Here is a 24,874-nt window from a genome sequence, read left to right on the forward strand (position 1 = left end):
TCTGTAATTAACTTTTGTAGTTAAGGATGCTTCAATGAGTATGAAAGAAACTGTCGTCACCATTAAAGATCTCTCGTTTAATTATGGCGAAAATCAAGCTTTAGATCACTTCTCCATAGAGATACCGCAAGGCGTAATGATGGGATTAATTGGGCCCGATGGAGTGGGGAAATCGACACTCCTTTCATTAATTTCAGGCTCTCGCTCGATACAAACAGGTGAAGTGATTGTATTAGGGGGCGATATGCGGCAAAAAGAGGTTCGTGATCGAATCTGCCCACGAATTGCCTATATGCCACAGGGATTAGGTAAAAATCTCTATCACACGCTCTCAGTTGAGGAGAATCTCCAATTTTTTGGACGACTCTTCGGTCACGATGCAAAAGAGCGCCGGGAACGTATCGATGATCTGACTAAAAGCACCGGACTCTACAACTTCCTCGATCGTCCTGCCGGGAAACTATCAGGGGGAATGAAGCAAAAACTAGGACTCTGTTGTGCGCTAATTCATGATCCCGATCTTCTTATTCTTGATGAACCCACAACAGGGGTTGACCCATTAGCACGGGCGCAATTTTGGGATCTCATCAACCGAATTCGCAAAGACCGCCCAGAGATGAGCGTAATTGTCGCAACAGCTTATATGGATGAAGCTGAGCGTTTCGAGTGGATTTTAGCGATGGATGATGGAAAGATTTTAGCCACAGGAACGCCCAAAGAGCTTCTCGAGCGGACAGAGAGTCAATCATTAGAGGCGGCATTTATCAAGCTTCTGCCAGAGGAGAAGCGTGCCGGCTATGAACCTGTTGTTGTTCCCCCTTTAACGATTGATGAGAATACAGCTGTTGCGATCAAAGCAGAAGGTTTAACTAAACGATTTGGCAGCTTTACCGCGGTCGATAATGTCAGCTTTGAGATTCAAAAGGGGGAGATTTTTGGCTTCTTAGGCTCAAATGGTTGTGGAAAATCCACCACAATGAAGATGTTAACCGGTCTATTGCCGGCAACTGAAGGGGAAGCTTGGCTCTTCGGCAATCCCATCGACTCAGAAGATATCAATGTCCGAAAACGGGTTGGATATATGTCACAAGCCTTCTCGCTTTATAGTGAGTTGACGGTTTTACAAAATCTTGAACTGCACGCAAAGCTCTTTCATGTCCCTAAAGAGCGAATCGATGAACGAGTCGCTGAAATGGTCAATCGATTTGATCTTCGCTCCGTTCTCAATAAGCTACCAGATGATATCCCACTCGGTATGCGCCAGCGCCTCTCTCTTGCGGTTGCAATGGTTCATAAACCTGAACTACTGATTCTCGACGAACCTACCTCCGGGGTTGACCCGATTGCGCGCGATAATTTTTGGCGATTATTGATAGAACTCTCCCGTAAAGATGGTGTGACAATCTTTATCTCTACCCACTTTATGAATGAAGCATTACGATGTGATCGCATGTCGATGATGCATGCGGGAAAAGTATTAGATAGTGATACGCCTAAAAATCTTATTGTCAAACAGGGAACTGAGACCTTAGAAGAAGCCTTTATTAAGTATCTCATCGATGCCGGCGCTGGTGATGATATTCCGGCAGATAACCCCGATAATCATATCGCAGAGGCTGAGTTGAAAGAGGCAGTTGATCAACCTGATTATGAGACTCCTCCTAAACGCTTCAGTCTCCAGCGACTTTTAAGTTACACCTGGCGTGAGGCGCTAGAGCTAAGGCGCGATCCGGTGCGAGCAACATTAGCACTTTTAGGCTCTCTAATTTTAATGGCAACAATCGGCTATGGTATTACTCTCGATGTTGAGGATCTTCCTTATGCCATCTTAGATCGTGATCAAACCACGCTCAGCAATAGTTATGCGAATAATATCTCCGGCTCCCGCTACTTTGTGGAACAAGATCCTCTTTACGATTATGAGGAGCTCGATCGGCGCATGCGGAATGCCGATATCGCTTTAGCCATTGAGATTCCACCCAATTTTGCACGTGATGTCTCTAAAGGGCATCCCGTCTCTATCGGTGTCTGGATCGATGGTGCAATGCCTCAAAGAGCAGAGACAATACGTGGCTATGTTCAAGGAATGCATCTTGATTGGTTAAAGAAGGAAGCAAAGTATAATCATGGTGTTAGCCTCCCTAACGATTTTAATATTGAGATGCGCTATCGCTATAATCCTGATGTGAAGAGTTTGGTCTCGATCGTCCCGGCAGTCATTCCGATCCTTCTTCTTATTATTCCGGCAATGTTGGCAGCCCTCTCAGTTGTTCGGGAAAAAGAGCTTGGCTCCATTCTTAATCTCTATGTCACGCCGGTCACAAAATTTGAGTTTCTGTTAGGAAAGCAGATTCCCTATATTGGCATCGCTATGCTCAATTTCTTTATTATGGTGATATTGGCGATCGTTGTTTTTGGTGTACCCATTAAAGGAGGATTACTCTCCTTAACCTTCGCCGCCCTGCTCTTCTCCATCTTCTCAACGGGCTTTGGACTCTTTGCTTCAAGTTTTACTAGCAGTCAAATTGGGGCGATGTTCTTCACCTTAGTTGGGACAATGATTCCGGCAATTCAATTTGGAGGGATGATCAATCCTGTCAGTTCAATGGAGGGCTTCTCTCGACTCTTTGGGGAGATCTATCCGGCATCACACATGTTAACAGTCTCTCGCGGAATCTTCAGTAAAGCACTCTACTTCAACGATCTGACAGGAGAGATGATGATTTTAGCGATTGGAGGTCCTCTCATTGTGCTCTGTAGTGTCCTTCTTCTTAAAAAACAGGATTCCTAAACGATGAAAACAAAGTTTGCAAATATCTACAATTTAGGGGTAAAAGAGCTTTGGTCACTCTTTCGTGATCCTATGCTGCTTATTCTTATTGCATTTACCTTTACCGTTTCGGTCTACACAGCAGCAACAGCTGTCCCTGATGGCTTACAAAATGCGGCAATTGCGATTGTCGATGAAGATCGATCTACCCTTTCAGAGAGAATTCAGAGCGCCTTCTATCCACCGCAATTTACACTACCTGAAGAGATCACACTCAATGAGATGGACTCTGGAATGGATCGGGGAAGATATACTTTTGTTCTCAATATTCCCCCCTCCTTTCAACAGCATCTTTTAGGTGGAAGAGAGCCTACAATCCAGCTTAATATCGATGCGACACGTATGACCCAAGGCTTTACGGGAAATATGATTATCAATCAGATTATTAATGCAGAGGTAAGAGAGTATCTTAAGCGAGAGCGAATTGATGCGGACCTCCCCGTTAATATCGTTGAAAGAATGCGCTTTAATCCTAACTTAACCGCCTCTTGGTTTGGCGCTATTAATGAGGTGATCAACTTAGTAACGATGCTCTCTATCATCCTAACGGGCGCTGCGGTGATTCGTGAGCGGGAGAGAGGAACCATTGAGCATCTACTTGTGATGCCTTTAACCCCATTTGAGATTATGTTATCGAAAGTTTGGGCGATGGGCTTAGTGGTTTTAATCGCATCGAGCCTCTCTTTAATCTTTGTGGTTCAAGGTGCTTTAGATGTTCCTATCGAAGGCTCTATTCTACTCTTTATTCTAGGCGCGGCACTCAATCTCTTTGCAACCACCTCTATTGGGATCTATCTTGCGACAATTGCACGCAATATGCCACAGTTTGGTATGCTCTTACTCCTAGTATTAGTTCCGCTACAGATGCTCTCAGGAGGAATGACGCCAAGAGAGAGTATGCCGGAACTGATCCAAAATATTATGCTATTAGCCCCTACAACTCACTTTATTGAGCTAGGTAAAGCGATTCTCTTTAGAGGTGCAGGATTATCCATTGTTTGGCCCTCAATGCTCTATCTAATCTTAATTGGTGTTGCCTTTTTCTTCTTCGCCAATCGCCGCTTTAAGAATACGATTGGGCAGATGGCATAATAGATGGATACGATATAACAAAAAATGCCGCTTTCAGATGAGAGCGGCGTTTTTGCAATTAAATCTTCTAATTAAATCCTCTAATTAAACCTTTCAATTAAAGCCTCATTAGAAGATTGTTAAAATCTTTTAGAAGCTATAGCGAACCCCAAAATTTAATTCATTGGCGCGCTGCTTGGTCTTTTTCACATCAAAGTAGGTATGATTATCTTGCGATACCTTCCCATAATCGGTAAAACGATAACTTAGATCGAAGGCGACATTTCTATCGATCGCATATGTGGTACCAATACTCATATTCCATGCAAAGTTTCCTTTGCTCTTTGAAGCATATTGCTGCTCTTCATGATTAGAAAATTGATTTTTTAGACGCGCATATCCCAAACCAACGCCTAAATAGGGGCGCCATTGTGTTCCTGTATCGAAATCATAATATGCATTGAGCATCACCGTTTGCGCTTTCATTTCACTATTATCACCATCAATTGTAAACTTTACTTTACCATTGTAGCCATACTCTAACTCCGTACGAAGTTGATTCTTTTCAAGCGGAATAGTCATCCCATAAGCGATTCGAATACCGGCAACCCCTTTGCTCTTTTTGAAGCTCCCTGAATCATTGAGTTCAAATTTATCGGTAGCATAACTCCAAACGCCTTTTGCCGAAAGGTATTGATTATACTCTTGCGCCACAGTGAAAGAGGTGAGTGCCATTGTTGATAGTACTGATGCGATAAATAACTTTTTCATAATCAATTATCCTAATCTGATTGTACGAAATATCACTATAACATAGCTCGGTAAAGTCTCTTGTGCTGGGTCAAGATTTCTGCAATAACTTATTGATTGTGTATCTTATTTCTACAGAAAAGTGCTCCCAAGAGGCATGATCCTCTTCAAAATAGGGATATTGAATCAATGGTTCTAAAATTAGCCCGGTATAGAGTGACACAAGCGTCGCAAGTGAAATACGATCATCAATCTCCCCACATGCTTGTCCCTCTTGTAATAATTTCTGCATCCAGTAATGGGGTTTTAACTCATCTTCTACCGAGGTCCAAAATTTATATTGGGAGAGTAGCGCAAATTGCACACTTGCAGGATCTGCGTGATAGAGATCATAAGTATAATGTTGCATCTTTTGTAAGCGCTCAATAGTCGTAAGTGTCTGATTTCGAGCAATCTCACCAATCTTTGCAGTATAGCGCTTTAAAATTAGGCGAAAGAGATAGAGTGCCATCTCCTCCTTACTCTTAAAGTGCTTATAGAGCGCCGCTTCCGATGTCCCTGCTTCCTTAGAGATATCTCGCACAGAGACAAGATCATAACCTCTCTCAGCAAAGAGCCTTAAGGCCGCAATCAGATAACGACTTTTACTCCCTTCACTTGAAAAATCAAATTTCATATCTCTCTCCTTAAAAGCTAACAATTGTTAACGTTTAGTATAGCAGAGATCGGCCTCTATGCCTGCAACATCTTAAACGCTGTTACAATCTTCGCTATACAATCTTCTCTTTAAGTATCGGTATTCTAGATAATTTAGGCGTTATCTATCATACAATTGAGATCGATAATGAAGATAAATCTAAAAGTGAATCTAAAAGTTAACGATCGATTACTTTTTCTTGACTTCATTCAAAGAAGAGAATAACCTAGCAAAAGTTAACTATCGTTTACCTTATTGATCATCTTCCATAATCTGCGAGATTTGAGATTTAAGATTTGAGATTAAAATTTAGAACCTTAAAAGTTATAAACATAAAAATTATAAACTTAAAAAAACAGAGGGCTATATGCGTCGATTTTTACATCTTCTATTTAAGTTACTCTACCGTGTTGAGCTCAATATTGATCCGCAGAGCAAAAAGGTAGAGGGAGTGATTATCTGTAATCACCAATCGTTTCTTGATGGAATCCTTCTAGGGCTCTATCTACCTCAACGGCCTCTATTTGTGATCGATCGCCGTATCGCTGCCCGCTGGTACTTTCGCCCCTTGCTCCGTTTTGTTCCCCACTTAACAGTTGACCCTCGTCACCCTATGGCAATTAAACATCTTTTACAACATGTTGAGAAGGGAAAGAGTGTTGTGATCTTTCCGGAAGGTCGTATCACCTTGACCGGGAGCTTTATGAAGTTTTATGAAGGCGCTGCTTTTATTGCGCAAAAGAGTGGCAAACCACTTATTCCTGTCTACCTCAATGGGGCCGAGATGAGCTACTTTAGCCGCTTAAAAGGTGTGATTAAACAACGCGCCTTTCCCAAAATTACAATTGACGTTGACGCGCCGCAATATCTCTCATTCCCTGAATCCGCTTCTCATGCAACTGATCAAGCCTCTCAGCGTAAGAGAAGAATCTCTCACCATGAACTTGCCAATAAGACGCAGGAAATTTTAATGAATACACGCTTACAGACCTTTCAACCGACAACCCTCTTTGCGAGCCTAATCGCTGCCCGTGATAAATTTGGTAAAAAACGCCCCATTCTAGAAGATATTACCCGCAAGAGTATCAGCTATCAGCAATTGATCACCTATTCTCTTCTCTTCTCTCGTCTCTTCTCACGCGTAACTGTTAAGAATGAACGAGTAGGTCTTATGTTACCGAACACCTCTGCTGCGGCCATTACCCTCTTTGGTCTCAATGCGATTCAAAGAAGTGCTGCCCTTATCAATTACACTTCAGGATTAGAGAGTATTAAGGTCGCGCTTATTGCTGCAGATATTAAACAGATCATCACCTCAAGACGTTTCCTTAAAGAGGCTAAATTAGAATCGATCGTCACGGCACTCCCTCAAATTCAGTGGCTCTATCTGGAAGATCTTAAAAAACAGATTCGTTTTAGTGATAAAGTTTGGGCTTTTTGGGCAAGGCGTCATCCCCTTCGTCATCTTCCAACGATAGATCCCGATGCGGAAGCAGCTATTATCTTTACCTCCGGCTCAGAAGGAATTCCTAAAGGAGTTGTTCATAGTAACCGTTCATTATTAACCAATGTTGAACAGCTCCATACTGTTGCCGATTTCTCGCCCAAAGATACCTTTATGGTCACGCTCCCTCTCTTTCACGCCTTTGGCCTAACCGTAGGGCTTCTCACCTCACTCTTAGCTGGTTCAAAAGCTTTTCTCTACCCTTCACCCTTACATTATCGCATCATTCCGGAGATGATCTATGAGATACAAGCAACGGTTCTCTTTGGAACTTCTACCTTTCTCCAAAATTATGCACGCTATGCTCATCCTCTTGATTTCTCATCACTCCGTTATGTGGTCGCAGGTGCCGAGAAGCTCAATGATCATGTTAAAGAGAGTTGGCTTAAAAAATTTGGTATTCGTATTTTAGAAGGGTATGGGGCCTCAGAGTGCGCCCCTGTAATCTCAATCAATCTCCCAAGTAATTATAAAGCTGATCGCTTAGGAAAGATTCTTCCCGGAATGGAGGCTAAGCTCCTACCCGTTGAGGGAATTGAGCGTGGTGGAAAGCTCTTAGTGAAAGGGGACAATATTATGAAGGGTTATCTCTTTGCAGATACTCCCGGTGAACTCTCTACTGACTATCTCGATCAACATGATGGTTGGTATGATACCGGCGATATCGTCACTATCGATTCTGAAGGATTCTTAAAGATTGAGGGGCGTATTAAACGCTTTGCCAAAATTGCCGGGGAAATGGTCTCACTAGAGACTGCAGAGCGCCTCTTTCGAGAGACCTATCCCGATTATCAACATGCTGCCGTTATTCGGAAAGATAGCGCTAAAGGGGAAGCGATTGTGATCTTTTCAACGATTCCTGCAGATCCTGACCGCAAGGCCTTAGCAACCACAGCCCGCCAATTAGGGCTATCAGAATTAGCCATTAGTAAAGATTGCCGTTTTCTGCCTGATCTTCCTCGCCTAGGTAGTGGCAAAATTAATTACCCCGCTCTCAATGCACTTATAGAAGAGTCTACCGTATGATGATGACTAACAGTACTAACAGTATTAACAATAGCAATGCCGCTCCTCCCCTCAAGCAGGAGCGCCTCTTTAATCGTGGCATTATCACAACAGCAAATGCTCAATTCTTCTCTGCCTTTGCCGATAATGCTCTCTTTTTTGCGCTCTTAGAACTTTTGCAACATAGTCACTATGGTCGAGAGAGTAGCTATATTCTTCAAGGCTCTTTTCTTCTCTTCTATATTGCGCTTGCGCCTATTGTTGGCTTTTTGGCAGATAATATCGCTAAATCAAAGATCTTGATGTGGGGAAATGGGCTAAAAATTGTCGGCGTACTGCTACTCTTTATCGGCGCTAGCCCTTTTCTAAGTTATGCTTTTGTTGGATTAGGGGCGGCGATCTACTCTCCGGCAAAGTTTGGTATCTTAAGTCAATTTGTAACAGAAAAATTACTTATTAAAGCAAATGGTTTAATCGAGGGATCTACCATTATTGCGATTCTATCGGGTGCGGCGCTTGGTGGCTTTCTTGCTGAAAAAGCACCCTACTACGCCATCTTCTTAACATTAACGGCCTATCTACTTGCGACACTCTTTAACCTTCTTATTCCCACCATCCATGTCAAAAATCGTAAATCCCTCTCACCCCCACTAATTTGGCACATCTTCATCACCACACTCAAAATACTCTTTAAGGATCATCGTGCCCGTTTTGCAATTATGGGTACTGCACTCTTTTGGGCCGGCGTTGCAACTTTAAAGCTACTCCTGAATGATTGGGTAAGAGAGCGACTAGGGGGCGGTACAGAGATGGTATCACAGCTGAGCGTTATTGTTGGCATCGGTGTTATTATCGGCACACTCTTTGCCGCACTCTTTATTCGTAGTGGAACGCTCTTTATTAGCCTCTTATCGGGGATCTTTATGGCGCTCTTAATCTTTCTCTTTCTTCTGCAGGAGAGTTATCTCTTTACAATTATTCTTCTGCTCTTGATCGGCGCTTGTGGCGGTGCTTTTTTAATTCCACTCAATGCACTGCTCCAGACACGCGGTTCGCTCTTTAAAAGTGTAGGAAGTGCCATCGCCATTCAAAATCTGTGTGAAAATAGTGTCATGCTTCTAATGATTGGGCTCTTCGGTGCTCTTGCTAGTTTTTCCCTCATCTCTATTCAAGGGTTAATGGCACTCTTTGCTCTACTCTTTCTCTTAAGTGTCATGATGCTCTTTGTTGAAGCGCGACGTTATCGAATCTTTGCACGACAATGATAGACATAAGCAGGAGGGAAATTTTTAACCACCCGCTTTCGCTCCCACTGAAAGTAGCGGGAGAGTACACGCTCCATTCTTTGGGTATATTGGAAAAGGATAAAATCACCACCGGTATGTTGCAAAATCGCTAAGACTGAGCGCAAAATCTTTAAGGAAACGCGCAGGGGAAGGGATAAAAAAGGAAGACAAGAGAAGATAATATTGTAAGGTTGACTCAACCGCTCTGCTGAATGTTTATGGAGCGTAAGGCGCTGATCACTGATCCCTTCCAAGTCGGCAAAAAAGAGTGGATTGATCTCATATGCCTCCAATGTTGAATCTGCAGACATTGCATGAAGTATATGCTTTGTTAAAACACCATCACCAGCACCTAATTCCGCCACTCTTAAATTGGGTTGATTCCAATCTAATTCTGAAACCATCGCCCGGCAGAGTGTCGGCGATGAGGGCATCAATGTTCCAATACTACGAGGCGATTGAATAAAACCTTGTATATAGGTGAGATGCTTCTTATAAGAAGATGCCATATCTTGTTTGATTATCCTTTATTAGGTAGTGCAGAGTTTCATTATAACAAATCGTGGTAAGTAGTTGTTTAATGCTTGATCAATTGTCTCAGTTTTTTATCTCAAATTTTTAACTTCCCTCATTTTTCATCTCCATCTTCATCCTCTAACCATTTCTTAAGATCAAATCTTAAGACCAAAATTGCACATTTGTTCTCCAGGAGGTTACGATAAGAGCGGCAATGGATCGCTGATAATGTATGATAATGTAAATAAGATGTTGATAGGAACCTGAAGATAATCGCCATTTTAGCGGATACTCAGAGAAACGTGACAAGAAAACTGAAAGAAAAAAAGGCGCTACCTTGAGTTTTTAGGAAGCGCCCTTATGTAGTTAAAACGTAGTCTGAAAGTTTTTTCTATGGCATCATGATGAGATATGTAATTAGATGCACAATTAAGTGCACAATTTGAAGATACAAATTTGAAGATACAAATAAACAATAAAGTTAGCAGTCAATCTATTTATCACTAAAACATAGTAAGGAGTAATTAACCGATGACCGATTTTCGTATTGAAAAAGATACCATGGGTGAGATGCAGGTTCCTAGTAATCAACTCTGGGGAGCACAAACTCAACGTTCATTAATGAACTTTAAGATCTCTACTGAAAAAATGCCTAAAGAGCTGATCGAAGCTTTAGCAATTGTTAAGCGTGCTGCAGCTAAAGTGAATATGGATCTAGGCGCTTTAGATGCTAAAAAAGCAGAAGCGATTATTGCTGCTGCAGATGAGGTTTTAGCAGGTAAACATAACTCAGAATTCCCCCTCTCTCTCTGGCAGACAGGTTCTGGTACTCAGACCAATATGAATATGAATGAAGTATTGGCAAACCGTGCAAGTGAACTATTAGGTGGCGTTCGTGGTGAAGAGCGACTAGTGCATCCTAATGATGATGTGAACAAAGCTCAAAGCTCCAATGATACCTTCCCAACTGCGATGCATATTGCGGCAGTATTAGAGATCAAACGTCTACTTTTACCGATGTTAGATCGTCTTCATGCAACATTTAAAGAGAAGTCTGAAGCATTTAAAGATATCGTAAAAATTGGTCGTACCCATCTTCAAGATGCAACGCCTTTAACATTAGGGCAAGAGATCTCTGGCTGGGAAGCGATGTTAGCGCATAGTAAGAAGCATATTGAAGCTGCTCTTCCCCATCTCTATGAACTTGCACTTGGCGGTACTGCTGTGGGAACTGGACTCAATACTCACCCAGAATATGCCGTTCGTGTTGCAAAAGAGATCGCTGATTTCACAAAAGAGCCTTTTATCACCGCTCCCAATAAGTTTGAAGCATTAGCAACAACCGATGCAATAGTACAGGCTCATGGCGCACTTAAAGGTCTTGCAGCATCGCTCAATAAGATCGCTAATGATGTTCGCTGGTTAGCATCTGGTCCACGTTCTGGTATTGGTGAGATCTCTATTCCAGAAAATGAGCCAGGTAGCTCTATTATGCCGGGTAAAGTTAACCCAACACAGTCTGAAGCTTTAACAATGGGCTGTGCGCAAGTATTTGGAAATGATGTTGCGATCAATATCGGCGGCGCTTCTGGTAACTTTGAGCTTAATGTTTTCCGTCCAATGATCATCAATAACTTCCTTCAATCTGTCCGTATTTTAGGCGGTGGAATGGAGAGCTTTAATGATCACTGTGCTGTTGGTATTGAGCCTAACCGTGACCGCATTACAGAATTAGTGAATAACTCCTTAATGTTAGTAACTGCTCTCAATACCCATATCGGTTACGATAAAGCAGCAGCGATTGCGAAAAATGCACATGCTAAAGGAACGACGCTCAAAGAATCTGCATTAGAGTTAGGTTACTTAACAGCAGAAGAGTTTGATCAATGGGTTGTTCCTTCAGAGATGGTAGGATCATTAAAATAATCGAAGTAATCAAAGTAGTGATTCAAAACCATTTCAATCATTCTTAACTCTTAATTTATTAATTTCTTAACTCTTAATTTATTAATTAATATTGAAATGAGTATTGAGTATTGAAATAAATCTTGAAGTGAACTTCAAGATATAGACGCCACCCCTAAAAAAGAGGTGGCGTTTTTTTATCTAAAACAGCCCATCAAACGTCGATAAAAAGCAAGAAGTGCAATTTATAAGCACCCCCATAGGTTGTTATTATTGAGTAGTAATGATATATCTTTACAGATCTTTTAAATATTTAAATAAATGCCGCTTAGTGATTGATAATAAAGTATTTATTTTAATGATTAAGTTAATCACCAAAAATGATCACCTCCAACTATAATCACAAGGCGATCTCATAAGGCAAATCACAAATCAATATAGAGGCAATCATCTCGAGCGGTAGTAGAGATCAGTAACCAAAATCAGTGTCGATCTAGTAAAAGCCTAATCAATGACCTGACCAATGATTTTCTACCCCTCAAAATGGGATTGCCGTCGCAAAAATATGAGAAATATGAGAAGTAAAAGAGAATAGATTCAATAACCTAAAATAACCTAATCTAAATATGTTCAAAAGAGTTAGGTTCAACAGATTTCGTAATGAGCTGTAATGTTCATTACAAATATTCAGATAGCACTAATAACGCAAAAGTGTCAAAAAATGTCAACAAAGGATTTTAATCACGAGATTAAATCGATTGATCTTCACATCAGAGGAGAATGAGTGATGCTCACAAAAATTTTACAAGATCAGCAATTACCGGCATTATCCCCCACGGAATTCTTTCCATTGATCGGTAAGACTTATCTTGAAGATGAGGATATCTGTGTTAACAGATTGAAAGAGAGTTTAACGTTTGATGCCACCACATCAAATAAGATTCGCCAAGAGACCTTCTCTCTTATTCAGGATATTCGTAGTAAGCCCGATATTGAGAGCTCGTTAGATGCACTCTTGCGTGAATATAATCTCTCCACAAAAGAGGGATTAGTCTTGATGTGTCTTGCAGAAGCGTATCTAAGAATTCCCGACAAAGCTTCTGCCGATGCCTTTATTAAAGATAAATTAACAGGAATCGATTGGGAGAGCCATCGCGGAAATAGTGATAAAAGCCTTGTTAATTTTGCAACCTGGGGATTGATCCTCACCGGGAATATTATCGATGTAAATGAAGCAAGCGGGATCTTTAAACGAGTCTGTAACAAATTGAGTGAGCCGATTATTCGCCGGGCGACTTACCAGGCGATGAAGGTGATGGGAAAACAGTTTGTCTTAGGTGAGACAATTGAAGAAGCACTCTCTAATGGTAGAAAGCTCCGAGATAAAGGGTATACCTATACCTTCGATATGCTCGGAGAAGCGGCGATGACTGAAGCGGATGCCGAACGTTATTTTCAAGATTATAAACAAGCGCTCCTCGCAGTTGGAAAAGAGAGCCCGCTCCCTAAGAGTCCTAAGCCGTCACTCTCGATTAAGTTATCTGCGCTACATTCTCGCTACAATGTGGCTAATAAAGATTTGGTAATGAGCGAGCTCTTCGAGCGTGTTAAAGAGTTAGCACTTTTAGGTAAGGAACGAGAAGTTGAGATCAGTATCGATGCGGAAGAAGCCGATCGTTTAGAGCTCTCCTTGGAACTCTTTGAGAAGCTTCTTGAAGTTAATGAGATCGCTCAATGGGGCGGATTAGGATTAGTGGTCCAAGGATATGCTAAGCATGCACTTCCCACCTTAATCTGGGCAACTCTACTTGCAAAATCGAAAAAGACAACAATCCCTGTTCGTCTTGTGAAAGGTGCTTATTGGGATACCGAGATTAAAGATTCACAAGTTCGTGGTTTAAATAACTTCCCACTCTTTTCACGTAAAGAGAGTACCGATATCTCTTATCTCGCTTGTGCAAAATACCTCCTCTCACCAATGGCGCAAAATCATATCAAACCACAATTTGCGACCCATAATGCACAGACAGTGACCGCTATTCTCAATATTAGTGATATGGCCAATAATCCTCATTTTGAGTTCCAACGTCTCCACGGTATGGGAGAAGCTCTCTACAATGAGGTGATGGAGAAACGTGGTTGTAGCGTCCGTATCTATGCGCCGGTCGGAAAGCACCATGACCTTCTTCCCTATCTGGTTCGCCGCCTCCTCGAAAATGGGGCAAACTCTTCATTTGTTCATCAACTAGTCGATCCTGAGGTAACAATTGAATCTTTAGTTGAAGATCCGATTACTCTTCTCTCTCAATATGATTCGATCAAAAACCCTGCGGTAATCTATTCAGATAACCTCTACGGAAAGCGCCGTAACTCACGTGGCCTCAATAGCAATATTAGCTCAACTTGGAATCCCTTCTCTGAAGCTTATGAGAAATTCCTACAAAAAAATTGGGAAGCATCACCCATTATTGGTGGGAAAAATGTTGTTGGCAATCCCTTTGTAGAGAGTTACTCCCCTGCTGATCAGAAACGCTTTGTGGGTAAAGTCAGTACCGCAACTGCTGAAAATGTTGAAGCTGCAATCACAACACTGCAATCCGCATGGTTTGATTGGAATGCTTTAGGTTTTGAGAAGCGTGCAGAAATTATTGAAAAATTTGCCGATCTATTAGAAGCAAACCGTGAAGAGCTCATTGCACTTTGTAGCTTAGAAGCGGGAAAAACAATCCAAGATGGTGTTGATGAAGTCCGTGAAGCGGTCGATTTTTGCCGTTACTATGCAATGGAAGCGAAGAAGTATCAAGATGAGATTCTCTTCCGCAGTGCAACAGGTGAACGCAATACGCTCTTCTATAGTGGAAAAGGGGTGATTGCTTGTATTAGCCCTTGGAACTTCCCACTGGCGATCTTCCTTGGTCAAGTTGTTGCCGCACTTGTGACGGGGAATACGGTATTAGCAAAACCGGCAGAAGCAACGCCGATGATCGCTTATCGCGCTGTAGAGCTTCTCTTTGACGCAGGTCTGCCACAATCTGTAATTGCCCTTCTTCCCGGAGATGGAAAAGTACTAGGAGATCTCTTTACTAAAGATCCTCGCGTCGTTGGCGTCTGCTTTACAGGCTCAACAGGAACAGCAAAAGCGATCAATCGTAATCTCGCTGAACGTGATGGGGCTATTCCGATGTTAATTGCAGAGACAGGCGGACAGAATGCGATGTTTGTTGATTCAACGGCACTTCCCGAACAGGTGGTGCGCGACGTTCTTCAATCTGCTTTTGTCAGTGCCGGCCAACGTTGCTCTGCGCTTCGTGTTCTCTATCTCCAAAATGAGATTGCGGATCGCATTATTGAGCTTCTCAAAGGTGCGCTTGCCGATTATGTTGTCGGACTCCCCTTCGAGCGAAAAACCGATGTAAGCACCGTTATTGATGCGCGTGCAAAAGCAGGCTTAATGGAGCATATCGAGAAGTTAACTGCCGCAGGAAAACTGATTGCACAAGCACCTGAAAGCCCTTGCCAAAATGGCTTCTATATCTCCCCGGTAATCTTTGAGATCGATTCGATCCTAGAATTAGAAAAAGAGCAATTCGGACCGATCCTCCATATTGTTCGTTACCATCGTGATGATCTTCCACGCCTATTAGATGAGGTGACCCGTTCAGGCTATGGCTTAACGATGGGGATTCATAGCCGTAATGATACCTTCGTCAATGATATTGTAGAGCGCGCTCGTATTGGGAACTTCTATGTCAATCGTAATCAGGTCGGGGCGGTTGTTGGAGTACAGCCCTTTGGAGGTATGGGTCTTTCAGGAACAGGGCCAAAAGCAGGTGGGCCTAACTACCTACTCCGCTTTATGAGTGAGCACTCACTCTCCATCAATACAGCAGCCATTGGCGGTGATGCAGCACTCTTCACCCAGGCTTATGCTGTCGATGAGGGAAATCAGAGCGACCACCCGGCTAAAGAGGAATCCTCCTCGTCTAAATAGTATTCATCATAAAGAGTTTATCCCCACTTTTGGAGCAAAAATGGCATAATTATCCTTTTTTGTTCCATTGTGGTGGATCGCTCTGCAAGATGAGTTCTGTTAATCATATTCAATTAATCTATATTAAATCTATTCTATTAATCTATTTAAAAGAAAAGTAAAAGAGAAGATAACGACTCACTTTTAGCATCAATATTTCAACCCTTAGGCTGAGAGTTACTCTCCCCTTTGATTTGAGATTAAAGATGATCGTTTTAAAACGGTAAAGATCTAACTAAAAATCTAAAAGTGATCGATCGTTACATACCACCAAAATGAATCAAAGGAGCATTACATGAGTGGACTACAACCGCTGCATATAACCTTCTTCATCTATATTATTGCGATGATTGGAATTGGGTTTTATGCATATAAATCAACAAAAGATCTTTCTGACTATATCCTCGGAGGTCGAAGCCTAGGAAGTGTCGTCACCGCGCTCTCGGCAGGAGCATCTGATATGAGTGGCTGGTTATTGATGGGCCTTCCCGGCGCTGTCTTTATTGCCGGTATCTCTGAATCTTGGATTGCCATCGGCCTTACATTAGGGGCATATCTTAACTGGCTCTTTGTCGCAGGTCGTCTACGGATGTTTACAGAGAAGGCGAATGATGCGTTAACACTACCTGATTACTTCCACAGCCGTTTTGATGATAAGAGTAAAATTCTTAAAATTATCTCTGCCATTATCATCCTCTTCTTCTTCATTATCTATTGTGCTTCTGGTGTTGTCGCAAGTGCGAGACTCTTTGAATCTACCTTCAACATGCAATATGATGTTGCGATTTGGGTCGGTGCAATTGCTACAATTGCATATGTCTTTATTGGGGGATTCCTCGCCGTTAGTTGGACTGATACCGTTCAAGCAACATTGATGATCTTTGCTCTTCTCTTAGTTCCTGTTGTTGTCATCTTAAAGATGAACAACTTTGGGGAATTTGACATTATGAATACCATTGAAGTGGTACGTAATGAGAGCGAAAAACACCTCAACTTCACCCATGGATTAACATGGATTGCCATTGTTTCTCTCCTTGCATGGGGTTTAGGTTACTGTGGTCAGCCTCATATCCTTGTTCGCTTTATGGCTGCAGATTCTGTAAAAACAATCCCAGCGGCACGCCGTATCTCTATTACTTGGATGGCGCTCTGCTTAATTGGTGCTGTTTCTGTCGGTTTCTTCGGTTATGCTTATTTCTTAGAGCATCCGGAAGAGGGGATCAATGTCTTAGGGGGTATTAATGCTGCAGGTGAAGTGGTGAAAGGTAATGCTGAATCGATCTTTATGGAGTTAGCAAAAGTACTCTTAAATCCATGGATTGCCGGTATTGTTCTTTCAGGTGTTTTAGCGGCAGTTATGAGTACCTTAAGTTGCCAATTACTGGTCTCTTCAAGTGCTTTAACAGAAGATCTCTACAAAGGATTCCTCCGTCCAAAAGCAACTGATGGTGAGTTAGTCTGGATTGGTCGTATGATGGTCTTCCTTGTTGCCGCGATCTCAATCTACATTGCTTACAATCCTGATAGTAAAGTTCTTTCGCTCGTCTCCTATGCATGGGCAGGATTTGGTGCAGCATTTGGTCCTGTGGTAATCTTCTCTATCTTCTGGAAACGTACTTCACGTAATGGGGTTCTCTTCGGCATGATTGTTGGTGCTCTAACCGTTATTATCTTCCCGAAACTTAAAGAGTGGTTAGCCGCAAGTGGTAATGTTGAAGTAACCGATATCCTCGCACAATTCCCCATTCTAAATCTCTATGAGATTGTTCCTGGATTTGTTCTCGCTTCAATCACGATTGTCATCGTCAGTCTCTTTAGCCGTCCTTCACAAAAAATTATGGATCGCTTCGATGAGACGGCAGTTGCCTATAAAGAGGCGATGCGCTCATAATTATCCCTAATCATCTTTGATTAGCAAAAACAACATAAATTAAGGGTACTCTATGAACGAGTACCCTTTTTTATCTGCTTCAAAATAGTAATAAGAGAAGCTGTTGAGTTGCCGGATCTTACTCCTGCACTCTTCCAAAGAGCACGCGCCGGCAAAATGGTAATCTTTCTACTGCCTCTTTTATCCATTAAACAAAAGAGGCTGAACGCTGTCGGATCTTACCATCCCGTTCTTCCATGAATCTCATGCCGACAGATGGCAATCTTTCTATTGCCGGAGAGCTCCTCTGCGTGCTTCTATCAATTACGCGCCGGCAATTGGGCGCTTTCATATTTAAGTGACACTACAAATTCATTCTCTCGGCAACGAAGATGCCATTAGGCGGGCATGCAGTGGCTAAAAGAATAAAATAGTCCTTTCCCGCCCCTCCAAAAACTCTCTTATGGAAACAATTAATGAAAATAGAATCTGCCGTCAAGTCGTCAGATCTTACTACTTCGCTCTCACCTAACATCAGAGAGACTAATATTCCCCATGACTACGAATGAATCTCTATTATTGCCAAGCTGTACAACAAACTGTACAATAAGTTCATTCCATCAACATTTTTATGGGAGGCAAAAATATGCACATATTCACATACTCAGATGCCCGCAATAATCTAAAATCAGTCTTAGATACCGTCGTTAATGATGCTGATGTTGCATTTATTACTCGAAAAGAGGGGGGTCATGCCGTCATTATGGGACAAGAACATTATGATAGTTTGATGGAGACTCTCTATCTTCTCTCATCTCCCAATAATGCTAATCGCTTAACTGAATCAATCGCTCAATTGCGTTCCGGTAAAAAAGTTGAGAGAGATCTAATTGAGGATGAATAGTAGAACAATCGAATGGACAATACACGCATGGGAGGATTATCTCTACTGGCAAACACAAGATAGAAAAACTCTTAAACGCATTAATAATTTAATCAAGGAGTGTCAAAGAACACCTTTTGAGGGTACCGGCAAACCGGAGGCACTAAAAGCTAATCTTTCTGGATTTTGGAGTCGAAGAATTGATGAAAAACATCGATTAGTCTACGAAGTAACAGATAAGAGAATATCGATTGTTCAATGTAGATTCCATTATTAACCGATGCGATTAAAGTCTATATTAAAATTTTTAGGTTCAATCAAAACAGATAAAAATAGAATACAAATAGAACTTCATGCCGGCAAAGTGATGATCTTAAGAATCATTGATTAAAGAGAAGCTGAACGCTGTCGGATCTTACTATCCCGTTCTGCCAAAAATCTCATGCCGACAGATGGCAATCTTTCTGTTGCCGGTCCTTACCATCGCATGCTTCTCAAAATCACGCGCCGGCAAGTATCGCTACTTTAACAATCTTATCCCCGGCTATCATTGATGCCAATCTGCGGGCATGCAACGGTAAAAAGAACGCGATGATCGGTTCCCGCCCTTCCACAGACTCTCTTAAGAACAATATTATGAATGATCAAAACAAAAAAAGTTGATGAGTTGCCGATCCTTACCATCGTATGCTTCTCAAAATCACGCGCCGGCAAGTATCGCTACTTTAACAATATTACCCCCGGCATCATTGATGCCAATCTGCGGGCATGCAGTCGTGATAAGAACGAAATTGTTCTCTCCCGCCTTTCCACAAGTCCTCTTATGGAATCAAATATAAAAAATAGAGTAGGGAAAATTAGAGAGATCTGATTTGCTAATCTAACAATTGAGTCCGCCGATAAACTCTGATACTTTCAAATAGAGTAGATAGAAATTATCGCTTACATCCCGACCTTAAATCCCCATATTAGAGGGATTTAAAAAAATAATAAGAATAGATAATATAGATAATAACCACCCTTAAATTGTAGATATAGTAGAGATAGATCAAAAATCGATAGCAATGACCCTACCAATAACAGTCGCTATCGAAATGATCATAAGAGGATAGAGAGGAATATGCAGACTCGCTCATTACAGACAGCAGTACCGATCCTATTGATGTTAGGATCAGCCCATATGCTTAACGATTTTATACAATCGATGCTCACAGCCATCTACCCTATGCTGCAAGAGCTCTTCCTTCTCGACTTTGCTAAAATCGGCCTTATTAGCCTAATCTACCAATGTACCGCCTCTATTTTACAGCCCGCCATTGGACTTTGGACCGATAAATATCCTAAGCCCTACCTTCTCCCTTTTGGCATGTTAATTACGACAAGTGGCATCACTCTACTCGCCTTTGCAACAAGTTACCCTCATCTTCTAATAGCCGCGGCGATGATGGGCGTTGGCTCTTCCATCTTTCATCCCGAAGCCGTTCGGCTAACACGCATCGCATCAGGTGGCCGCTTTGGACTAGCACAATCGATCTTCCAAGTCGGTGGCAATATGGGATCTGCTTTTGGACCCTTGATTGCCGGAATTATCATTGTGAAATATGCTCATCAAGAGAATATTCTCTACTTTGTTATCGCTGGTATTATCGCGCTTATCCTCCTTAGCTATCTTGGTCATTGGGGTGCGGAATATCAGCGCAATGAACAGAAGGTGAGAGAGAGAAAAATCACCTTTCCTTATGGTAAAAGACGCACTATTTGGGCACTGATTATTTTAGGCATTCTTATTTTCGCCAAATATTTCTATATGGCTAACTTTACCAACTACTTTAGCTTCTATCTTATTGAAAAATTTGATATTGAACGCTCAAATGCCGTGATCCTCCTCTTCCTCTTTCTTGCCGCAATTGCAGTGGGAACCTTTGCCGGCGGACCGATTGGCGATAAGATTGGCAGAAGAACCGTTATCTGGTTTTCAATGCTCGGAACACTCCCTTTTACCTTGGCGCTTCCCCATCTTCCCTTTATGGGAGTGATGATCTGTGCTGTGATTATTGGTCTTATTTTGGCCTCTGCCTTTTCGGCAATTGTTGTCTTTGCTCAGGAACTCGTTCCCGGCAGTGTCGGAATGATTGCCGGCATCTTCTTTGGCTTAATGTTTGGTATGAGCGGCATCGGCGCCCTCTTCTTAGGCTGGCTTGCGGATATCACATCATTACAAACAGTCTTTGTATTGACCTCTTTCCTCCCCATAATTGGGCTTTTAACCTTCCTTCTCCCGAAAGAGGAGAAAAAAGAAGATCAGCAATAGAACATTAAAGGGATAATTCTAGGTAGAGAGTAAAAGAGAGCATAAATGAGCCCTAAATAGGAGGCGAGAAAAGAGCGGAAAAGCGGATGAGAGAATGCCGAGAGAAGATCGAAGAAGATTGAGCAAAAGAGAGAATCACTGAATGGCTTGATGCAGTTTATCCCTATTAATGGCATAATTGAGAACTGAAATATTATTTTTGGTAAAGATATGACGCAATTTCTCAATTACGGTAAAAGTATTAAACAACAACTTCATCGATTGATTACATGGACTCTCAAAAGTCGTCGTAATCGACGAATAGCGGCTCATCTATTAGCCTTTATTCCTGTCGGATTATGGTTAGCCGTTCATTCTCCCTTCCACAATAATATCTCCATTATTAGCCTGATCTTTATTGTCCCGGTGACCCTCTTTATCTTTAGTATGCTCTACAATGCGCTACTGACGGGACTTAAACGTTTTATCCTCTATGCGAAAACGCCTAATGCATCGATCATTTTAAAGCGATTAAGTAGCCAACATAGCCTCTTTGTAATGGGAATCTTTGCCATTCCAATGGTATTGATTCTCTCACTACTCTTTGTTGATATTGTTTCACTTATCGCCCAAGTTCCCCCATCAAAGCTCTACGGAGGAGAATACACCTTTCTGACCTCACTCTACTTTGGCGCATTTGCCGTCTTAGGATTTAGTGTCTCTGCCTATGTGGCCTCAGTACGCCATCGCTCACTGCGCCACTCAGAGAAACATCTTGAATATACCCAGCAGAAAGATCGTGAAAGTGAAGTCGATCGCCGAATGTTAGAGGGTATTAAGTTACTCGGGGACAAGAATGAATCAGTACGTTTAGGAGGGATCTATATCTTATGGGAGATTGTGAAAGATGCAGTAAAAGCGCTTCCTTACCTCGATAGCCGTTACTACAATGTCTATTATCATCGCTATAAAGATTATCCCATTATTCCTTATATGACGAGTAAGCCGCTTTCAGCTGCTGAAACAAAGGGACAATCCTCCTTAAAGAAACGCTATCTTCAACAATATCCCGCAGACCAATCGCAAATTAAAGCTTATCTCAAAGCTTTTTCACTCCATGAGCAGGTCTTGAGCATTCTATGTGGTCATATTCGTACTTTAACCAATAGTGAAGAGTATCTTCTAACCTACTACCCTTCTATTGCAAAGACTCGATTTTCAAGAGCCTATGCAGAACGCTACGATGATGACTCTAAAGTGATTCGACAGCATGAAGAGGAACCTGGCAATGAGATTGCGATCCTCTTTCGTCTCTTGAGTAAAAAAGAGCATAGTCACGATAAGACGCTTGTTCGTGCGCTCAACTTTAAGCTCAATTTAGCTAGCTCGATCCTCAAAGGGGTCTACAGTGATCATGCCGATCTTGAAAATATGAATCTGCGTAATGTGAACTTCACTTATGCGCGCCTCAACTATGTTACTTTTGATAATAGTAATTGCTTCGATACCAACTTCAATTATGCAACCCTCAATATCTCAAGCTTCACCATGACTGATCTAACAGAAGCGAGCTTTGAAGAGGCGCAAATTACCAATACCACCTTCAAGTATGCCAACTGTATTCGTGCTAATTTCCAACATATCTTCCATAAGGCCTACTTTTATGGAACAACGATGCAGCATACCCGTTTTACGCTTGAAGACTTTATGGAGGATCGCATTGAATTCTTAGGGATCAACGGTCTTCCTGGCTTTGCAAATGTTACCAGTCTTGAACAAGAGGCGATTATAGAACTTCATCCTCGCCATCCGGAAGATGAAAAAAATCAGGGGCTTAGCTTTCCCATCTATATCAATCCCAACAAACCGGAGAGTATCAAAGAGATCAAAGAGATTCCCGATCTCTATATTCAATATCAACGCTTATTAGAGCAACCTCGATGGCGCATTCCAATTATCGAGGCAAGACAGGCGCATGAAACATTGATGCGAAGCGGTTCTAACCCTCAGCCGGGAGAAGTTTATAGTGGTCATCGTAGTTTAGAGCAGATCAATACCCGAGAATATCTTGCTGTTTTTCATCGAATGTTTAAGGAGAAGAATCGCCAATATCAAGCTTTCTATGATGCTCTTAACCGTAAAGAGAAACGACTTGTAACGCGGATGTTTATCGACTTTGATCAATCACAACGTCGGGAAGCGAAAGAGGAGGAGAATCGTCAAAATGAGAAAAACAGACCACCATTACAGCTTCCACCGCCAACAAAAGTAGAGAAAGAGGGAGAAAAAATAAAAACAGCCTCACAAGATGAGATCAAGAAGAGTAGAGAGACTAAAGAGTTCAAAGAGATCAAAGAGAATAGAGAGAGTCTGGATAGTCAGAAAAAAGAGCGTAAAAATGGATCTAAAAAACCAAATGAGCAGTAGTACTACTACTTACCAAAAGATCGAAAAAGAGAGCGGGAAAAAGGGAGATGAGATCCTCTTAATTGGTGATTTTGCCGGTGTCGGTAAGGTCTCTTTTTCGGTTATGACACCACTTCTTACAGCAGAGAATAGAACACTTAGCTACCTTCCTACTGCCGTTGTCTCTAATAGTTTCGATTATGGTGATGCGGTCGTTTATGAATTGACAGATTATATGGCACAGAGCTTAGCGATGTGGCAAAAACATCAATTCCAATTTGATCTCTTTATTACCGGATTTCTCTTTTCAGAGGCTCAAGTCGCTCTTATCAAAGAGTTAATTGCGACACAGAAAAAGCGACCTTTTCTGATTGCTGATCCTATTATGGGCGATTGGGGTGAGCTCTATAGTGGACTCTCCCACAAGCTTGTTGCCGGTATGCGGGATATCGTTATGCTCTCCGATCTCATTATTCCCAATCTTACTGAAGCATTACTGATTTTAGGGGAAGCGCAAGAGTATCACCATGTCACTGAAGAGAAGGTCTATCACTGGCTCGATATGCTCCACCAAATGGGGGCAAAATCGATCCTTATTACCAGTGTGAAGATCGATGATCACTTCTACATCTTCGGTTATAGCGAACGTGAACAACACTACTTTAAAATTCCCTATAAGATGATTCCGATCCATTTTGGCGGCACGGGAGATATCTTTACCGCTATGATCGCAAATAGCCTTCTTAATCAGCCTGAACTCTCTTTAGAAAGAGTTGTGACGCATGCAGCACAAGTGATCTCTACTATTCTTGAAAAAGAGCAGGCATACCCGCGAGAGAGAATTGATGAGGTCTATTTTCAGCGCTATCTTCCTCAATTACGCGCCGCGATTCCCGGCAAGTAGATGATAGATCAAGATTCCAGCGGCAACCCCAACATTGAGAGACTCTGTAGCTCCAAGCATCGGAATTTTCACCTTCTGTGTTGCCATCGCTAATAATGTTGGGGAGACACCTTGCCCCTCATTCCCCATCACTAATGCACAACGCGCAGGCACGCGCAGATCACTATAAAATTGTGCCTCTTCCAAAGTGGTAACCCAAGAGTGATATCCCGCCTTATGGAGCAGAGGCAATAATTGAGGCAGAGAAACTCCCGTTAAAATTGGGATCTGAAAGAGCGCTCCTTGGGTTGCTCGGATACTTTTAGGATTATAGAGATCGGCAGATCCTTCACCTAAGATAACCCCTTGAAAACCAGCGGCTTCTGCCGTTCGAATCATCGTTCCCACATTGCCGGGATCTTGCACGCTGTCGAGCAACAGAAGATGAGCAGATGGTCGCCCCTCTCCCGCGATTAGAAAATCCTCTAAAGTACGCTTAGGCTGTCGAACAAGCGCAATAATCCCCTGTGGAGTTGCCGTATCTGCTAATGATTTAATGATACTCTCTGACACAACAATCGCCTCGAGTGATATTCCACCTTCCCTATCGGAGGCGCCATGCTTCTTTATAGATCCAGATTGACCGAAATCTCGATCTGTATCTCGATCTGAATGCCGATCTGAATGCCGATCTAAATATTGCTCTAGAGCAGCCTTAATCTTCTGCCAATCAGTAGGGTGTTCCGCAACCATCCCTTCACTATAAAGAATACTCTCAATTTCCGCATCATTGAGCAACGCTTCTTCGAGGAGATGAAATCCTTCAATAAGATAAAGCCCCTCACGATCTCGCTCTCGCTTCTGCTCCAATTTCCGCCACCCTTTTACTCGAGGATTATTCGGGGAGCTAATTTCTACACTCTTCAATCTCATCTCTCTCATCAATAT

The 24,874-nt window shown here is 42.1% G+C and carries 17 protein-coding genes; 13 read left to right on the forward strand and 4 right to left on the reverse strand.

Going from position 1 to position 24,874, the window contains the following annotated elements; translation table 11 throughout:
• Positions 1–40: 40 nt before the first annotated feature.
• Together rbbA and B9T19_RS07930 are read left to right on the forward strand one after the other, a co-directional pair.
• A complete protein-coding gene (rbbA, locus tag B9T19_RS07925; protein WP_094568142.1) occupies positions 41–2,791 on the forward strand; it encodes a ribosome-associated ATPase/putative transporter RbbA in 2,751 nt (916 codons plus the stop codon).
• A gap of 3 nt (positions 2,792–2,794) precedes the next feature.
• Positions 2,795–3,922, forward strand: a complete 1,128-nt coding sequence (locus B9T19_RS07930; RefSeq protein ID WP_094568087.1) for an ABC transporter permease — start codon at positions 2,795–2,797, stop codon at positions 3,920–3,922.
• A 129-nt stretch (positions 3,923–4,051) separates the two neighbouring features.
• On the opposite strand, the gene B9T19_RS07935 is transcribed toward B9T19_RS07930, so the two are convergent.
• Complete coding sequence (locus B9T19_RS07935) at positions 4,052–4,672, reverse strand: outer membrane protein (RefSeq protein WP_094568088.1); 621 nt, start codon at positions 4,670–4,672, stop codon at positions 4,052–4,054.
• Positions 4,673–4,742: 70 nt separating this feature from the next.
• Positions 4,743–5,327: a TetR/AcrR family transcriptional regulator gene (locus B9T19_RS07940; protein WP_094568089.1), complete on the reverse strand. Its 585-nt coding sequence runs from the start codon at positions 5,325–5,327 to the stop codon at positions 4,743–4,745.
• A 388-nt stretch (positions 5,328–5,715) separates the two neighbouring features.
• Between B9T19_RS07940 and aas the strand changes: the two genes are divergently transcribed.
• Together aas and lplT are read left to right on the forward strand one after the other, a co-directional pair.
• Positions 5,716–7,878: a bifunctional acyl-ACP--phospholipid O-acyltransferase/long-chain-fatty-acid--ACP ligase gene (gene aas, locus B9T19_RS07945; RefSeq protein WP_094568090.1), complete on the forward strand. Its 2,163-nt coding sequence runs from the start codon at positions 5,716–5,718 to the stop codon at positions 7,876–7,878.
• A complete protein-coding gene (lplT, locus tag B9T19_RS07950; RefSeq protein WP_233146823.1) occupies positions 7,875–9,122 on the forward strand; it encodes a lysophospholipid transporter LplT in 1,248 nt (415 codons plus the stop codon). Before aas ends, lplT begins: the two co-directional genes overlap by 4 nt.
• Here the strand turns inward: lplT and B9T19_RS07955 are convergent.
• On the reverse strand, positions 9,098–9,652 hold the full coding sequence (locus B9T19_RS07955; RefSeq protein ID WP_094568091.1) for a class I SAM-dependent methyltransferase: 555 nt from the start codon (positions 9,650–9,652) through the stop codon (positions 9,098–9,100). The genes lplT and B9T19_RS07955 overlap by 25 nt on opposite strands.
• A 538-nt stretch (positions 9,653–10,190) precedes the next feature.
• Here B9T19_RS07955 and fumC point away from each other — a divergent pair.
• The 9 genes from fumC to B9T19_RS08000 all read left to right on the forward strand — a co-directional run bounded on the left by fumC (position 10,191) and on the right by B9T19_RS08000 (position 23,947).
• A complete protein-coding gene (fumC, locus tag B9T19_RS07960) occupies positions 10,191–11,585 on the forward strand; it encodes a class II fumarate hydratase (protein ID WP_094568092.1) in 1,395 nt (464 codons plus the stop codon).
• A 766-nt stretch (positions 11,586–12,351) separates the two neighbouring features.
• Entirely contained in the window at positions 12,352–15,555 is a 3,204-nt protein-coding gene (gene putA, locus B9T19_RS07965; RefSeq protein WP_094568093.1) for a bifunctional proline dehydrogenase/L-glutamate gamma-semialdehyde dehydrogenase PutA, read from the forward strand.
• A gap of 334 nt (positions 15,556–15,889) precedes the next feature.
• Positions 15,890–17,485, forward strand: coding sequence for a sodium/proline symporter PutP (putP, locus tag B9T19_RS07970; protein ID WP_094568094.1), 1,596 nt, complete (start codon positions 15,890–15,892; stop codon positions 17,483–17,485).
• Between the two features lie 625 nt (positions 17,486–18,110).
• Entirely contained in the window at positions 18,111–18,368 is a 258-nt protein-coding gene (locus B9T19_RS07975) for a type II toxin-antitoxin system Phd/YefM family antitoxin (RefSeq protein WP_094568095.1), read from the forward strand.
• Positions 18,361–18,624 (forward strand): Txe/YoeB family addiction module toxin, encoded by a 264-nt coding sequence (locus tag B9T19_RS07980; RefSeq protein WP_094568096.1) that lies wholly within the window; start codon positions 18,361–18,363, stop codon positions 18,622–18,624. The genes B9T19_RS07975 and B9T19_RS07980 overlap by 8 nt, the downstream gene beginning before the upstream one ends.
• A 363-nt stretch (positions 18,625–18,987) precedes the next feature.
• Positions 18,988–19,218, forward strand: coding sequence for a hypothetical protein (locus B9T19_RS07985; protein ID WP_094568097.1), 231 nt, complete (start codon positions 18,988–18,990; stop codon positions 19,216–19,218).
• 249 nt (positions 19,219–19,467) lie between these two features.
• A complete protein-coding gene (locus tag B9T19_RS07990; RefSeq protein WP_094568098.1) occupies positions 19,468–20,658 on the forward strand; it encodes an MFS transporter in 1,191 nt (396 codons plus the stop codon).
• Positions 20,659–20,868: 210 nt separating this feature from the next.
• On the forward strand, positions 20,869–23,064 hold the full coding sequence (locus tag B9T19_RS07995; RefSeq protein WP_094568099.1) for a pentapeptide repeat-containing protein: 2,196 nt from the start codon (positions 20,869–20,871) through the stop codon (positions 23,062–23,064).
• Positions 23,036–23,947 carry a PfkB family carbohydrate kinase gene (locus B9T19_RS08000; RefSeq protein ID WP_158214385.1) on the forward strand — a complete coding sequence of 304 codons (912 nt, stop codon included), beginning with the start codon at positions 23,036–23,038 and terminating at the stop codon, positions 23,945–23,947. Before B9T19_RS07995 ends, B9T19_RS08000 begins: the two co-directional genes overlap by 29 nt.
• Here B9T19_RS08000 and B9T19_RS08005 read toward each other — a convergent pair.
• On the reverse strand, positions 23,921–24,868 hold the full coding sequence (locus B9T19_RS08005; RefSeq protein ID WP_094568101.1) for an RNA methyltransferase: 948 nt from the start codon (positions 24,866–24,868) through the stop codon (positions 23,921–23,923). The genes B9T19_RS08000 and B9T19_RS08005 overlap by 27 nt on opposite strands.
• Between the last annotated feature and the right edge of the window lie 6 nt (positions 24,869–24,874).

Source organism: Ignatzschineria sp. F8392, assembly GCF_002252045.1.
In the GTDB taxonomy this organism is placed as follows: domain Bacteria; phylum Pseudomonadota; class Gammaproteobacteria; order Cardiobacteriales; family Wohlfahrtiimonadaceae; genus Ignatzschineria.

Excerpts from the sequence above, each read along its gene's own strand:
- putA (WP_094568093.1), top strand. The coding sequence starts at position 12,352 with ATGCTCACAAAAATTTTACAAGATCAGCAATTACCGGCATTATCCCCC.
- B9T19_RS07940 (WP_094568089.1), bottom strand. The coding sequence starts at position 5,327 with ATGAAATTTGATTTTTCAAGTGAAGGGAGTAAAAGTCGTTATCTGATT.
- B9T19_RS07985 (WP_094568097.1), top strand. The coding sequence starts at position 18,988 with ATGATCAAAACAAAAAAAGTTGATGAGTTGCCGATCCTTACCATCGTA.
- B9T19_RS07975 (WP_094568095.1), top strand. The coding sequence starts at position 18,111 with ATGCACATATTCACATACTCAGATGCCCGCAATAATCTAAAATCAGTC.
- B9T19_RS07930 (WP_094568087.1), top strand. The coding sequence starts at position 2,795 with ATGAAAACAAAGTTTGCAAATATCTACAATTTAGGGGTAAAAGAGCTT.
- rbbA (WP_094568142.1), top strand. The coding sequence starts at position 41 with ATGAAAGAAACTGTCGTCACCATTAAAGATCTCTCGTTTAATTATGGC.
- aas (WP_094568090.1), top strand. The coding sequence starts at position 5,716 with ATGCGTCGATTTTTACATCTTCTATTTAAGTTACTCTACCGTGTTGAG.
- B9T19_RS08000 (WP_158214385.1), top strand. The coding sequence starts at position 23,036 with ATGGATCTAAAAAACCAAATGAGCAGTAGTACTACTACTTACCAAAAG.
- B9T19_RS07955 (WP_094568091.1), bottom strand. The coding sequence starts at position 9,652 with ATGGCATCTTCTTATAAGAAGCATCTCACCTATATACAAGGTTTTATT.
- lplT (WP_233146823.1), top strand. The coding sequence starts at position 7,875 with ATGATGATGACTAACAGTACTAACAGTATTAACAATAGCAATGCCGCT.
- fumC (WP_094568092.1), top strand. The coding sequence starts at position 10,191 with ATGACCGATTTTCGTATTGAAAAAGATACCATGGGTGAGATGCAGGTT.
- B9T19_RS07995 (WP_094568099.1), top strand. The coding sequence starts at position 20,869 with ATGACGCAATTTCTCAATTACGGTAAAAGTATTAAACAACAACTTCAT.
- B9T19_RS08005 (WP_094568101.1), bottom strand. The coding sequence starts at position 24,868 with ATGAGAGAGATGAGATTGAAGAGTGTAGAAATTAGCTCCCCGAATAAT.
- putP (WP_094568094.1), top strand. The coding sequence starts at position 15,890 with ATGAGTGGACTACAACCGCTGCATATAACCTTCTTCATCTATATTATT.
- B9T19_RS07990 (WP_094568098.1), top strand. The coding sequence starts at position 19,468 with ATGCAGACTCGCTCATTACAGACAGCAGTACCGATCCTATTGATGTTA.
- B9T19_RS07935 (WP_094568088.1), bottom strand. The coding sequence starts at position 4,672 with ATGAAAAAGTTATTTATCGCATCAGTACTATCAACAATGGCACTCACC.
- B9T19_RS07980 (WP_094568096.1), top strand. The coding sequence starts at position 18,361 with ATGAATAGTAGAACAATCGAATGGACAATACACGCATGGGAGGATTAT.